The following is a 13251-nucleotide window of genomic DNA, read 5'->3' as shown; positions in this document are numbered from 1 at the left end:
GGGACGATCGGGGATGGTGGGTCCACAGGCGCGGCCGCGGTTAGCAAACTTTTAAGGTTTGCCCAGCGAACTTTTACGAACCGCAGGTGAGGCGGCGCAGCACACTTCGCTCCATCGCATTCGAGGAGAAGTTCATGTTCCGCATCGCCGCCGCCGCGCTGGCCCTGTTCGCATCCACCGTGGCCCTGGCCGCCGGCCCGCAACGCCCCGCCGACACCGACCTGGTCAATCTGGGCCGTTACCTGGTGAAGACCACCGGCTGCAACGACTGCCACACGCCGGGCTACGCGCCCAGCGCCGGCGCCACTCCGCCCGAGGCCCAGTGGTTGACCGGCGACGCCATGGGTCTGCAAGGGCCGTGGGGCACCACCTACCCGAGCAACCTGCGGCTGGTGATGCAGACGCTGAGCGAAGCCCAGTGGCTGGAGCGCGCCCGCCAGCCGATGCGTCCGCCCATGCCCTGGTTCGCGCTGCGCGACATGTCCGACACCGACCTCAAGGCCATCTACGCATTTGTGCGCGCGGCCGGCCCGGCCGGCCAGCCCGCGCCCGCCTACGCGCCACCCGGCGTGGCGGTGAAGACGCCGGTGGTGCGCTGGCCGTCGCCGCCGCCCACAACGGCCTCCAAATGAGGGATGCGCCGACCGCTCAACGTCGCCGGGGCTTGCACAATCCTCCGGCCAATGTGACGGTCAGCAGACTTTTTTTGTTTGCGGCTTAATCCGCAGCTCGCGCAACGCCGCGCCCCCGACCGGGGGGCTGCGGCGTCGGCAATTTCTGGAGTACCCCCATGCCTGCACATCGTCTTGGGCGCCTCGGCGCTCTGGCCGCGCTGTTTGCGCTGGCCCTGCCTTTCCTCGCCGCCTGCGGTGGCCCCGCCGATGCCCAGGGCGGCCCGCCGCCGGCCATGCCGGTCAGCGTGGCCCCTGCGGTTCAGCGCAGCGTCACCGACGTGGAAACCTTCAGCGGCCGCCTGGAAGCCGCCGAGTTCGTGGAGTTGCGCCCGCGCGTGGGCGGCACCATCGAGAAGGTGCACTTCACCGATGGCGCCAGCGTGGCCGCCGGTGCCTTGCTGTTCAGCATCGACGCCCGACCCTTCGAGGCCGAGGTGGCCCGCGCCGAGTCCGCCCTGGTGGCGGCGCAGTCGCGCGCCGAGCTGGCCAAGACCGAACTGGCGCGTGCGCAAAAGTTGCTCGACAGCCGCGCCGTGTCGCGCCAGGAGGTCGACCAGCTCAGCGCCGGTGCGCGCACCAGCGACGCCGACATCAAGGCCGCCGAAGCAGCCCTGCGTGTGGCAAAGCTGAACCTGGCCTACACCGCGGTGCGTGCGCCGATCGCCGGGCGCCTGTCGCGTGCCAACGTCACCGCCGGCAACCTGGTGAATGAGCAGGTGGTGCTGACCACCATCGCCGCCACCCACCGGGTGTACGCCAGCTTCGACGGCAGCGAGCAGACCTTCTTGCGTGTGAAGGCCTCGGGCAGCCAGAAGCCGGTGGTGCGCATGGGCCTGTCCAACGAAGACGGCTACCCGCACCAGGGCACGCTGGACTTCATCGACAACCGCCTGAACCCGCAGACCGGCGCCATTCGCCTGCGCGCCAGCTTCGACAACCGCGACGGGCGCTTTGTGCCCGGTCTGGCCGCGCGCCTGACCATGACCACCAGCGCGCCCTACGAGGCCACGCTGGTGCCCGACCGCGCCATTGGCACCGACCAGAACCGCAAGGTGGTGGTGGTGGTGGGCGAGGGCGGAGTGCCGCAGTTCCGCGTGGTGCAACCCGGTGCGCTGCAGGACGGCATGCGCGTGGTGCTGGGCGGCAGCGTCAAGCCCGGCGAGAACGTGGTGGTCGAGGGCCTGCAACGCATCATGCCCGGCGTGCCGGTGCAGCCGCAGGTGCTGAAGGTGGACGACAAGGGCATGCCCATCTTCCCGCCGCCGGCTTCTGCAGCAGCTGCGCAGCAGCCCGGTCAGTAAGGGAGCGCCACCATGGACATCTCCCGGTTCTTCATCGACCGGCCGCGTTTTGCCGCGGTGCTGTCGATCTTCATCTTCCTCATCGGCACGCTGGCCATCTTTCAGCTGCCGCTGTCCGAGTACCCCGAGGTGGCGCCGCCGCAGATCGTGGTGCGCGCCCAGTACCCGGGTGCCAACCCGCGCGTGATCAGCGAGACCGTGGCCACGCCGCTGGAGGAGCAGATCAGCGGCATCGAGAACTTGCTGTATTACGACTCGCAGGCCACGGCCGACGGCGGCATGACGCTGACCGTCACCTTCAAGATCGGCACCAGCCCCGAAGCGGCCGAGACCGCGGTGCAGAACCGCATCAACCGCGCGCTGCCGCGCCTGCCCGACATCGTTCGCCAGATCGGCGTGACGACCGAGAAGAGCAGCCCCAACCTGACCATGGTGGTGCACCTGCTCAGCCCGGACAACAGCCGCGACGCGCTGTACCTGCGCAACTACGGCCAGATGAACGTGCGCGACGATCTGCTGCGCCTGCCGGGCATGGGCTCGGTCATCCTGTTCGGTGCGGGCGACTACGCCATGCGCGTGTGGCTCGACCCGGGCAAGCTGGCTGCGCGCAACCTCACCACCGCCGAGGTGGTGGGCGCCATCCGTGAGCAGAACGCCCAGGTGGCGGCCGGCACCGTGGGTGCGCCGCCTGCGCCCAAAGGCACCGAGTTCCAGCTCGCGGTCAACACGCAGGGCCGCCTGACCACCGAGCAGGAGTTCGCCGACATCATCGTGCGCGCCGACCCGGCCACCGGTGGCCTGATCCGCGTGCGCGACATCGGCCGGGTGGAACTGGCCGCGGGCACTTACGCGCTGCGCAGTCTGCTCAACAACAAGGAGGCCGCGGCCATCGCCGTCTTCCAGGCCCCGGGCTCGAACGCGCTGGCGCTGTCCAACAGCGTGCGCGAGACCATGGACCGGCTGTCGCAAAGCTTCCCGCCGGGTGTCGAGTACGACATCGTCTACGACCCCACGCGCTTCGTGCAGACCTCGATCGAGAAGGTGGTGGCCACGTTGCTTGAGGCCGTGGCGCTGGTGGTGCTGGTGGTGGTGGTGTTCCTGCAGACCTGGCGCGCTTCGTTGATCCCGCTGCTGGCGGTGCCGGTGTCCATCGTGGGCACGTTTGCCTTCCTGCTGCTGCTGGGCTATTCGATCAACACGCTCACGCTGTTCGGGCTGGTGCTGGCCATCGGCATCGTGGTGGACGACGCGATCGTGGTGGTCGAGAACGTGGAGCGCAACATCGAGGAAGGCCTGTCGCCACGTGACGCCACCATCAAGGCCATGCGCGAGGTGTCGGGGCCCATCATTGCCATTGCGCTGGTGCTGTGCGCGGTGTTCGTGCCGCTGGCTTTCGTGCCCGGCCTCACCGGGCAGTTCTACAAGCAGTTCGCCGTCACCATCGCCATCAGCACGGTGATCTCGGCCTTCAACTCGCTCACACTGAGCCCGGCGCTGTCGGCGCTGCTGCTGCACCCGCACAACGTGTCGCCCGACAGGCTTACGCGCCTGATGGACAAGGTCTTCGGGCCTTTCTTCCGCTGGTTCGACCGCGTGTTCCACCGCGGCAGCGAAGGCTATGGCCGTCGTGTGGGCTCCATCGTGCGCCACAAGACGGTGTCGCTGGTGGTCTATGCGGTGCTGCTGGGTGCGGCCGGGCTGCTGTTTGCGCGCATCCCGTCGGGCTTTGTGCCGGCACCCGACAAGCAGTACCTGATCGGCATTGCGCAATTGCCCGCAGGCGCCTCGATTGACCGCACCGACGCCGTCATCCGCGAGATGAGCGACATCGCGCTCAAGGTGCCGGGCATCGTCGACTCGGTGGCCTTCCCGGGCCTGTCGATCGCGGGCTTCTCGGCCGCGCCGAACGAAGGCATCGTGTTCTTTGGCCTGGCGCCGTTCGAGGAGCGCACCTCGCCCGAGCTCAGCAAGTTCGCGATCCTGGGCAAGGTCAATGGCGCCATCCAGCAAATCCAGGGCGCGCGCATGTTCGTGGTGCCGCCGCCGGCGGTCGACGGCCTGGGCAACGCGGGTGGCTTCAAGCTGCAGGTGCAGGACCGCGCGGGCCTGGGCGAGCAGGCGCTGTATGGCGCCGTCTGGGGCACGCTGGGCCAGGTCTATGGCAATCCGAAGTCGTCGGTCGGTACGCCGTTCTCGAGCTACGACATCAACGTGCCGCAGCTCTTTGCCAACGTGGACCGCACGCGCGCCAAGCAGATGGGCATCAACCTGGCCGACATCTACGACACCATGCAGGTGAACCTGGGCTCGCTGTACGTCAACGACTTCACCCGCTTCGGCAAGACCTACCAGGTGGTGGTGCAGGCCGACGCGCCGTTCCGCGCCGACGCCGAGGCTATCACCAACCTCAAGACCCGCAACGCGGCGGGCGAGATGGTGCCGCTGGGCGCGCTGATGACGGTGGAGCCAACCTTCGGGCCGACGCGGGTGACGCGCTACAACGGCTACCCCTCGGCCGACATCAACGGCGCACCCAACCCGGGCTTTTCGTCGAGCCAGGCCGAAGGCGAGATCGAGGCGCTGCTGCAGCGCACGCTGCCGCGCGGCATGACCTACGAGTGGACCGAGCTGAGCTACCAGGACCGACTGACGCGCGACTTCACCATCCCGGGTACGCACATCACGCTGCCGGTGCTGGCCGCCGTGCTGGCCATCTCGGTGCTGCTGGTGATCCTGGTGCTGGCCGCGCAGTACGAAAGCTGGAGCCTGCCGCTGGTGATCGTGCTGATCGTGCCCATGGGCATTCTCTCGGCGCTGTTCGGCGTGTGGCTATCGAGCTTCCCACCCTTCATGCAGCCGGGCGACCTCAACATCTTCACGCAGGTGGCGCTGGTGGTGCTGGTGGGGCTGGCCTGCAAGAACGCCATCCTGATCGTCGAGTTCGCCAAAGACCTCGAAGAGCGTGGCGAGAAGCTCTACGACGCCATCGTGCATGCCTGCCGCATGCGACTGCGCCCGATCCTGATGACCTCGATCGCCTTCTGCGCCGGCGTGATTCCGCTGATTCTGGGCAGTGGCGCCGGCAGCGAGATGCGGCGCGCGATGGGCATCGCGGTGTTCTCGGGCATGGTGGGCGTGACCCTGTTCGGCATCTTCATGACGCCGGTGTTCTACGCGCTGCTGCGTTCGCGCCGGGCACACCGCCTCGGCCAGGACGACGCCGCGCCCGCACAGGAGACCCGCCATGCTTGACATCCGACTCAGCTCCCTGGCGCTGGCCGCGCTGGTGGTGGTGTCATTGGCCGGTTGCGCCGCCGTGGGCCCCGACTACCAGAAGCCGGCCACGCCCCTGGACGCCAGCTTCATCAATGCCGGCGCCAGTGGCACCAACGCCCAGGCGCCGGCCGATGACATCGCGCAGTTCTGGCGCGGCTTCAACGACCCGGTGCTCAATGCATTGATCGAGCGCGCCGTGGCGGCCAACACCGATGTGCGCCTGGCGCAGGCCCGGCTGCAGGAAGCCCGCGCGCTGCAAGGCGAGGCCGACGCCTCGGCCCTGCCGGGTGTGGGCATTGAGGGCAACGCGCAGCGATCGGTGGCGCCGCAGACCCAGCAGCCTGGCGCATCGCGCAGCGCGCGCACCAGCAACAGCTTCGACGCCAACTTCATCGCCGGCTGGGAGATCGACCTGTTCGGTGGTGTGCGCCGCACCCGCGAGGCCGCGGCCGCACAGGTCAGCGCCAGCGAGGCCGGTGTGCATGCTGCGCAAACGGCTGTGGCGGCCGAGGTGGCGCGCAACTACCTGGCCTTGCGGGGCCTGCAGGAGCGCCAACGCGTGACCGAGGCCAATCTGGCGAACCAGCGCGAGTCGCTGCGTATCACCGAGGCGCGGCTGGAGGCCGGTCGGGCACGCCAGCTCGACGTGGCCGGCGCCCGTGCGCTGGTGGCCAGCACCGAAGCGGTGTTGCCTGCGCTGCAGACGCAGATTGAAACCACGGCTTTGCGCCTGGCCACGCTGACGGCGCAATCGCCGCGGCAGGTGCTGGGCAACCTGGCGACGCCGCAGCCCATGCCGACGCTGCCCGTCACCGACCTGGCGACGCTGCCGTTGGGCACGCCCGAGCAATGGCTGCAGCGCCGGCCCGATGTGGCCGTGGCCGAGCGCCAGCTGGCGGCGGCGACGGCGGGCATCGGCATCGCGCGCAGCGAGCTGTATCCGCGCCTGAGCCTGTCGGGCCTGCTGGGTTTCAACGCAGCGCGCCTGGGCGACCTGTTCACCAGCGACGCAGCACGTTATGCCGTAGGCATCGGGGTGTCCTGGACGCCGTTCGACTTCGGCACCATCCGCTCGCGCATCGCCGCCAGCGAGGCGCGCACGACCCAGCGCCTGGTGGTGTTCGAGCAGACCGTGGCACTGGCGCTGGAAGAGACCGAGGGCGCGTTCAGCGCCTTCAACCGCAACACGCAGCGCAGCGAGCGATTGCAGGAAGCCGCGCGCCACGCCGACGAAGCCGCGCAACTGGCGCGCGCGCGCTTCGAGGGCGGCGTCACCGACTTCCAGACCGTGCTGCAGGCCGAGCGCGAGGTGCTGGCCATCCGCGACCAGCTGGTGCAGGCGCAGGTGGACACGGCGGCGTCGCTGGTGGCGGTGTACCGCGCGATCGGAGGGGGCTGGACGCCATCGGTCAGCACGCAGGCCGCGCGCTGATCGACGCTGACGTTCAGTTCACCAGCACCAGCTTGCCCTTGACCGAACGCGCACCCATGATCGCGTAGGCCTTGGGCAGGTCGGCCATGGGCAGGGTCTGCTCCACCAGGGGCTTGATCTCGCCCTTGGCGTACATGCCGGCCAGGGTCTGCATCATGGCGGCGTTGGCCTTGGGCTCGCGCTTGGCGAAGTCGCCCCAGAACACGCCGACGATGCTCGCGCCCTTGAGCAGCGGCAGGTTCAGCGGCAGTGCCGGGATGGGGCCGCTGGCGAAGCCCACCACCAGGTAGCGCCCGCGCCAGGCGATGGAGCGAAACGCCGGCTCGGCGAAATCACCCCCCACCGGGTCGTAGATCACGTCGGGGCCCTTGCCGTCTGTGAGGCGCTTGATCTCGTCGCGCAGCCCCGCCTGTGGCGTGTGGGTGCTGTAGTTGATGGTGGCGTCGGCGCCGAGCTTGGTGCACAGCGCGCACTTGTCGTCGGTGGAGGCGGCGGCGATGACGCGGGCGCCCGCGGCTTTGGCCAGCTGGATGGCGGCCGTGCCCACCCCACCGGCGGCACCGAGGATGAGCACCGTCTCGCCGGCCTTGAGTTGCGCGCGATCGATCAGCGCGTGGTACGAGGTGGCGTAGATCATGATGAACGCCGCCGCGTCGACCGCCGGAAAACCCGGCGGCAGGGGCATGCACAGCGCAGCCGGCGCCAGCGTGTGGGTGCCGAAGCCGCCGGTGCCGCTCAGGCAGGCCACCGACTGACCGACCTTGAGGTGCTGCACGCCTTCGCCCACCGCTTCGATGACGCCGGCGTACTCGCTGCCGGGCACAAAGGGCAGGGGCGGCTTCATCTGGTACTTGTTTTGCACGATGAGCAGGTCGGGAAAGTTCAGGCTGGCCGCTTCGATGCGGATCAACACCTGCCCCGCCGCTGGGGTGGGCGTGGGCAGTTCTTTCCATTGCAGGGCGTCGACGCCCACGGGGTTCTCACACAGCCAGGCATGCATGCTTTTGTCTCCGGTACTGGGGTTGGCGAGCATGATAGGCAGGCACTCCGGTTCTGCTCAGAGGGCACGCCCGCGAATTGTCCCGAGGGTGACCGCCATGGCCTCCTAGAATTCCGGCCATGAAGATCCTCATCGCCAACGACGACGGCTTTCAGGCGCCGGGCATCGTGGCCCTGCACGACGCACTCAAAGCCCTGCCCGATGTCGAGGTCGAGGTGGTGGCGCCCGAACACAACAACAGCGCCAAGAGCAACGCACTGACGCTGCATTCGCCGCTTTACGTGCACCAGGCGGCCAACGGATTCCGCTATGTGAACGGCACACCGGCCGATTGCGTGCACATTGCGCTGACCGGGTTGCTCGGCTACCGACCCGACCTGGTGGTATCGGGCATCAACAACGGCGCCAACATGGGCGACGACACGATCTACTCGGGCACCGTGGGTGCCGCGATGGAAGGCTATCTGTTCGGCATTCCGGCGATCGCCTTCTCGCAGACGGAGAAGGGCTGGAAGCACCTCGACGTGGCGGCAGCCAAGGCGGCCGAGCTTGTGCAGCAGTTGTTGCCGTCGCTGCCCGAGGCGCAACGGCGCCAGGAGCCCTGGTTGCTCAACGTCAACATTCCCTGCCTGCCGCTGGCGCAGATCAAGGGCTTCAAGGTCACCAGACTGGGGCGCCGTCACGCAGCGGAGCCCGTGATCCGCCAGGAAAGCCCGCGCGGGGAGACCATGTTCTGGATCGGCGGCGCCGGGCCGGCGCGCGACGACGTGGATGGCACCGATTTCCATGCCGCGCTGCAAGGCTTTGCCACCATCACGCCCTTGCAGGTGGACCTCACCGATCACGATCGCTTGCCCTACTGGGCGCCCACCGCGGCGTCTTTGTCCGGAGGCGGCGCTTGAAACCGCCAGCGCCCAAGCCCCGTCCGGCGTTTCCTGCGCGGCTGCCGGCCGGGACGCCGGCCCCCGCGCCGGCGCGGTTGGCTAAAGCGACCCAGGCTCCGCACCGGCCGACGCCCAGCGGGGTGGGCATGGAATCCTCGGCGGTGCGCGCGGCCATGGTGCGCAAACTGCAGGCCCAGGGCATCTCGCATCCGGGTGTGGTGGCGGCCATGCTGGCGGTCGAGCGCCACCGCTTTGTCGATACCGCGCTGGTCAACCAGGCCTATGAAGACACCAGCCTGCCGATCGGACAGGGCCAGACCATCAGCAAGCCGAGCGTGGTCGCCCGCATGGTGGAGCTGCTGTGCCAGGCGCCGTCGGCGCCCCTGGGTCGCGTGCTGGAGATCGGTACCGGCTGCGGCTACCAGGCCGCGGTGCTCAGCCAGGTGGCGCGCGAGGTCTACAGCATCGAACGCATCCGCAGCCTGCACGAGAAGGCGCGCGAGAACCTGCGCCCTTTGCGGGTGCCCAACCTGCACCTCATCCTGGGTGATGGCATGCTTGGCTTCACACAAGGTGCACCCTACGCTGCCATCATTGCCGCGGCCGGTGGGAACGATCTGCCCGAAGCCTGGATCGACCAGCTCGCGGTGGGCGGGCGCTTGGTGGCGCCGGCTGTCACGGCCGGTGGTCGGCAGAACCTGGTGGTGGTGGACAAGACCGCGCGCGGCATCGTGCGCACCGAGCTCGAGGCCGTTCTTTTCGTGCCCCTAAAATCGGGCCTCGCATGACGGTCCCCGCCTTTGCCGGCGATGAGCGTGTATGGATTTGGAGTCGCCCCGACGGGCGGCTCGCAGACAACGGTGGAATCTTCATGAACCCTTTGGCTTTGCATGACCCGGCTGAGGCCGGGCAACAGGGATGGACGGCAGGCAGGGCGTTGACGTGGTCGCTGCTGGGCGCTGCGTTGCTGGTGAGCGCAGGTTGCGCGACCCGCGTGGCGCGTCCCGCCCCCGTGGAAGACCGCGGCACCTCCCGCCCGATTTCGGCCGCACCGGCCCCCGGTGAGAGCCAACCCAAGGTGGGCTACATCACCGTCCAACCGGGCGACACGCTGTACCGCATTGCGCTCAACGCCGGTCAGGACTGGCGCGATGTGGCCGCCTGGAACAACCTGCCCAACCCGAACGCGATCGAGGTCGGCCAACTGCTTCGCGTGGCGCCGCCGAACGGTGCAGCCGTGCCCGCGCCCGCACCGGCTGTCGCCGCCGTGCCCAATGGCCCGGTGACGGCACCGATCACCTCTGGTGGGGTCACGGCACGGCCGTTGACCGAAACCAGCCCTGTGGCGACCGCCCCTGCGGCGGCACCGTCACCGGCGCCTGCCCCCGCACCGGCGCCTGCCCCTGTGGCTGCGGGTGACGAGGTGCAATTCGTCTGGCCAGCCAGCGGGCAGGTGATCGCCAATTTCGACGAGAACACCAACAAGGGCGTAAGCATTGCCGGCAAGGTTGGCGACCCGGTGGTGGCTGCCGCCGATGGCCGCGTGGTCTATGCGGGCGCCGGTCTGCGCGGCTATGGCAACCTGATCATCCTCAAGCACAACAACACCTACCTCACGGCCTACGCCCACAACCAGGCCTTGCTGGTGCGCGAGGACCAGGCCGTGCGACAGGGGCAAAAGATCGCCGAAATGGGCAGCAGCGACGCCGACCGCGTGAAGCTGCACTTCGAGGTGCGTCGTCTCGGCAAGCCGGTCGACCCGCTGTCCTACCTGCCCAAGCGGTGATGGGCGTTTTGCGTTGGGGGTTGGGCGCTGAGCGATCAGCGCCGACGACCTGCTCATGCCAAACGCTCAACCCTCAACGCTGAACGCCCATGTCCTGGCCGGTCCTCGTCTTTGACATCGAGTCCATTCCGGACATCGACGGGCTGCGCAGCCTGCGCGGCGCGACCAGCGACGTCAGCGATGCGCAGGTCTACGACGCCTGGCTGGCCGAACGCAAGGAAAAGGGGCAGAGCGACTTCATGCCGTTGCACCTGCAGCGTGTGCTGGTGATCAGCTGCGTATTCCGCAATGCCGAAGGCCTGCGCATCCATTCGTTCGTGGACCGCGACGGTGCGAGCGAAGGCAAGGTGGTGCAACAGTTCTTCCACGCGGTCGAAAAGCACGTACCCCAGCTCGTCAGCTGGAACGGTGGCGGCTTTGACCTGCCGGTGCTGCACTACCGCGGCCTGCGCCACGGCGTCGAGGCCAACAAGTACTGGGACATGGGCGAAGACGACCGCGAGTTCAAGTGGAACAACTACATCGGTCGATACCACATGCGCCACCTGGACCTGATGGACCTGCTGGCCATGTACTCGCCCAAGAACAATGCGCCTCTGGACGCCATGGCCAAACTTTGTGGATTCCCTGGCAAGCTGGGCATGGACGGCTCGCAGGTGTACGCGCAGTACCTGGCCGGGCAGACCGAAGAGATCCGCCGCTATTGCGAGACGGATGTGATGAACACCTACCTCATGTACTGCCGCTTCCAGCAGATGCGTGGTGGCTTCACCCCTGCCGAGTACGCGCAGGAAATCGACTTCGTGAAAGAAACGCTGGGCAACCTGGCGCCCAACGAGCCGCACTGGCAGGAATACCTGGCCGCTTGGATGTGAAATGGCCCCCACGCTCCGCCGCTGCGCGGGTCGCGAGGCCTTGCAGGCCGCAGGGCTGCCGGAGCCAGCCCTTCTTCGCCCGTCCAAGCCTGCGCAGGCAGGCTTGGAGCCGCGGGGCTCAGCCCCTCGGTGGCTGATCCGCCTTGGGGCGGCCCGGCGGCGGATCGGCTGCGCCCTCACGCTGCGCGGGTTGAGGTCCAGGGGCCTGAGACAATCGCGGCATGTCCGCTGAAGTCCAGACAATCCCCGCCTTTCCCGACGGCTCGCTGGCCGTCGAATCCCTCGACATCGAAGCCCAGGGCATTGCCCACCGCGCCGACGGCAAGGTTGTCTTCATTGAAGGTGCGCTGCCGTTCGAGCAGGTCAGTGTCTCCATCCACCGCAAGAAGAACAACTGGGAGGCCGGCACCACCACCGCCGTCCACCGCGAGTCCTCGCAGCGGGTGCGTCCGGGCTGCCCCAACTTCGGTTTGCACGCTGGCGCCTGCGGCGGCTGCAAGATGCAGCACCTGCACCCGGCGGCGCAGGTGGCCATCAAGCAGCGCGTGCTCGAAGACAACCTCTGGCACCTGGGCAAGGTTAGGCCCGAGACGCTGCTGCGCCCGATCGAAGGGCCCACCTGGGGCTACCGCTACCGGGCTCGCCTGTCGGTGCGGCACGTGCACAAAAAGGGCGAGGTGCTGATCGGCTTTCACGAACGCAAGAGCCGCTACGTGGCCGACATGAAGGTCTGCCCGGTGCTGCCGCCTCACGTGAGCGCGATGCTGATGCCCTTGCGCGAGCTGATTTTCGGCATGGACGCGCGCGAAACCTGCCCGCAGATCGAACTGGCCTGCGGCGACACCGTTACTGCGCTGGTGTTGCGCCACCTGGAGCCCTTGAGTGAGGACGACCTCGCTCGCCTGCGCGCGTTCGCCCAGCGGCACGCGGTGCAATGGTGGTTGCAGTCCAAAGGCCCCGACACCGTTCGCCTGCTCGACGAGGGTGGCGAGCCGCTGAGCTACGCATTGCCCGAGTTCGGCATCACCATGCCGTTCAAGCCCACCGATTTCACCCAGGTCAACCCGGCCATCAACCGCGTGCTGGTGACGCGTGCGCTGCGGCTGCTGGATGCCAAGGCCAGCGAGCGGGTCATCGACTGGTTCTGCGGCCTGGGCAACTTCACCCTGCCCATTGCCACCACAGCGGGCGAGGTGCTGGGCATCGAGGGCAGCGAGACCCTGGTGGCGCGCTCGCGCGAGAACCTGGCACTCAACCAGGCTGGCCGGGCGCAACCGCTGGCGTCCACGGCTTTTGTGGCGCGCAACCTGTTCGAGATGACCCCCGAGATGCTGGTGGCGGATGGGGTGGCCGACAAATGGCTGGTGGATCCTCCCCGTGAGGGCGCCTTCGCGCTGGCCAAGGCGCTGGCCGACCTGCACCAGACGCCTGAGCTGCGTGGCGCTTGGACGCCGCCGCGACGCATTGTTTACGTGAGCTGCAACCCGGCCACGCTGGCGCGCGACGCGGGCTTGCTGGTGCATCAGGCGGGGTATCGGTGCGTGGCCGCAGGAGCGGTGAACATGTTCCCGCACACGGCGCACGTGGAGAGCATGGCGGTGTTCGAGCTGGCCGACGCGTCCGCCTGAGCGCGCCCGGCGCCGCGGTCAGGACTTCTCGCCGTGGGCGGCCTTGTCGCCCTCGACAGGCGCTTCCTCGGACGGCATGCCGACGACATTGTTGTCGCGCATGTATTGGTCCATCTCGCGCCAGCCCGCAAACACGGCCGCCTTGCTGGCGCGGGTGTTCGACTGGAAGCAGGATTCGATGCTGCGCACCGCGTGCCGGCAGGCGCTGCCGATGGCCTTGCCCTCGGCCTCCTTGCGGGCCGCCACCGCGGTGGCGGTCTCGATGCCGAGCGCGTCACAGCCGGCCAGCACGACGCTGGCAACGGCGAGGAGGAGCAGGGTGGTGCGGCGCATGATGGATGTGGGGTGTTTGCAGAGCTTTTCGGCTGGTTCGACCCGAACTTGACACCCGCGCA

General features: G+C 68.3%; 11 protein-coding genes. 9 read left to right on the top strand and 2 right to left on the bottom strand.

Going from position 1 to position 13251, the window contains the following annotated elements; translation table 11 throughout:
- Positions 1 to 134 precede the first annotated feature (134 nt).
- The 4 genes from KF871_RS08180 (at position 135) to KF871_RS08165 (ending at position 6683) form a co-directional block, all read left to right on the top strand.
- Positions 135 to 632 (top strand): c-type cytochrome, encoded by a 498-nt coding sequence (locus tag KF871_RS08180; protein WP_291140490.1) that lies wholly within the window; start codon positions 135 to 137, stop codon positions 630 to 632.
- A gap of 158 nt (positions 633 to 790) precedes the next feature.
- The gene (locus KF871_RS08175) at positions 791 to 1975 is read left to right on the top strand and encodes an efflux RND transporter periplasmic adaptor subunit (RefSeq protein WP_291140487.1); all 1185 of its coding nucleotides are present in this window, start codon (positions 791 to 793) and stop codon (positions 1973 to 1975) included.
- 12 nt (positions 1976 to 1987) lie between these two features.
- Complete coding sequence (locus KF871_RS08170; RefSeq protein ID WP_291140483.1) at positions 1988 to 5227, top strand: efflux RND transporter permease subunit; 3240 nt, start codon at positions 1988 to 1990, stop codon at positions 5225 to 5227.
- A complete protein-coding gene (locus KF871_RS08165; RefSeq protein WP_291140481.1) occupies positions 5220 to 6683 on the top strand; it encodes an efflux transporter outer membrane subunit in 1464 nt (487 codons plus the stop codon). The genes KF871_RS08170 and KF871_RS08165 overlap by 8 nt, the downstream gene beginning before the upstream one ends.
- A 13-nt stretch (positions 6684 to 6696) precedes the next feature.
- Here KF871_RS08165 and KF871_RS08160 read toward each other — a convergent pair whose 3' ends face one another.
- Positions 6697 to 7683: an NADPH:quinone oxidoreductase family protein gene (locus KF871_RS08160; RefSeq protein ID WP_291140478.1), complete on the bottom strand. Its 987-nt coding sequence runs from the start codon at positions 7681 to 7683 to the stop codon at positions 6697 to 6699.
- Positions 7684 to 7802: 119 nt separating this feature from the next.
- On the opposite strand from KF871_RS08160, the gene surE reads away from it, so the two are divergent.
- The 5 genes from surE to rlmD all read left to right on the top strand — a co-directional run bounded on the left by surE (position 7803) and on the right by rlmD (position 12856).
- Positions 7803 to 8585 carry a 5'/3'-nucleotidase SurE gene (surE, locus tag KF871_RS08155; protein ID WP_291140475.1) on the top strand — a complete coding sequence of 261 codons (783 nt, stop codon included), beginning with the start codon at positions 7803 to 7805 and terminating at the stop codon, positions 8583 to 8585.
- A gap of 77 nt (positions 8586 to 8662) precedes the next feature.
- On the top strand, positions 8663 to 9355 hold the full coding sequence (locus KF871_RS08150) for a protein-L-isoaspartate(D-aspartate) O-methyltransferase (protein ID WP_291140472.1): 693 nt from the start codon (positions 8663 to 8665) through the stop codon (positions 9353 to 9355).
- Between the two features lie 83 nt (positions 9356 to 9438).
- Complete coding sequence (locus tag KF871_RS08145) at positions 9439 to 10353, top strand: peptidoglycan DD-metalloendopeptidase family protein (protein ID WP_291140470.1); 915 nt, start codon at positions 9439 to 9441, stop codon at positions 10351 to 10353.
- 89 nt (positions 10354 to 10442) lie between these two features.
- Positions 10443 to 11228 carry a 3'-5' exonuclease gene (locus tag KF871_RS08140; protein ID WP_291140467.1) on the top strand — a complete coding sequence of 262 codons (786 nt, stop codon included), beginning with the start codon at positions 10443 to 10445 and terminating at the stop codon, positions 11226 to 11228.
- 221 nt (positions 11229 to 11449) lie between these two features.
- Positions 11450 to 12856 (top strand): 23S rRNA (uracil(1939)-C(5))-methyltransferase RlmD, encoded by a 1407-nt coding sequence (gene rlmD / locus KF871_RS08135; RefSeq protein ID WP_291140464.1) that lies wholly within the window; start codon positions 11450 to 11452, stop codon positions 12854 to 12856.
- 18 nt (positions 12857 to 12874) lie between these two features.
- On the opposite strand, the gene KF871_RS08130 is transcribed toward rlmD, so the two are convergent.
- Positions 12875 to 13189, bottom strand: a complete 315-nt coding sequence (locus KF871_RS08130) for a hypothetical protein (protein ID WP_291140461.1) — start codon at positions 13187 to 13189, stop codon at positions 12875 to 12877.
- Positions 13190 to 13251 lie beyond the last annotated feature (62 nt).

Source organism: Hydrogenophaga sp. (assembly GCF_019635465.1).
Lineage (GTDB): Bacteria > Pseudomonadota > Gammaproteobacteria > Burkholderiales > Burkholderiaceae_C > Hydrogenophaga.
Note: the sequence above shows the minus strand (reverse complement) of the source record. Positions and strands in the feature narration are given on the sequence as shown.

Coding starts and splice junctions, on each gene's coding strand:
- KF871_RS08175 (WP_291140487.1), top strand. CDS start 791: ATGCCTGCACATCGTCTTGGGCGCCTCGGCGCTCTGGCCGCGCTGTTT.
- KF871_RS08170 (WP_291140483.1), top strand. CDS start 1,988: ATGGACATCTCCCGGTTCTTCATCGACCGGCCGCGTTTTGCCGCGGTG.
- rlmD (WP_291140464.1), top strand. CDS start 11,450: ATGTCCGCTGAAGTCCAGACAATCCCCGCCTTTCCCGACGGCTCGCTG.
- KF871_RS08165 (WP_291140481.1), top strand. CDS start 5,220: ATGCTTGACATCCGACTCAGCTCCCTGGCGCTGGCCGCGCTGGTGGTG.
- KF871_RS08140 (WP_291140467.1), top strand. CDS start 10,443: ATGTCCTGGCCGGTCCTCGTCTTTGACATCGAGTCCATTCCGGACATC.
- surE (WP_291140475.1), top strand. CDS start 7,803: ATGAAGATCCTCATCGCCAACGACGACGGCTTTCAGGCGCCGGGCATC.
- KF871_RS08160 (WP_291140478.1), bottom strand. CDS start 7,683: ATGCATGCCTGGCTGTGTGAGAACCCCGTGGGCGTCGACGCCCTGCAA.
- KF871_RS08130 (WP_291140461.1), bottom strand. CDS start 13,189: ATGCGCCGCACCACCCTGCTCCTCCTCGCCGTTGCCAGCGTCGTGCTG.
- KF871_RS08180 (WP_291140490.1), top strand. CDS start 135: ATGTTCCGCATCGCCGCCGCCGCGCTGGCCCTGTTCGCATCCACCGTG.
- KF871_RS08145 (WP_291140470.1), top strand. CDS start 9,439: ATGAACCCTTTGGCTTTGCATGACCCGGCTGAGGCCGGGCAACAGGGA.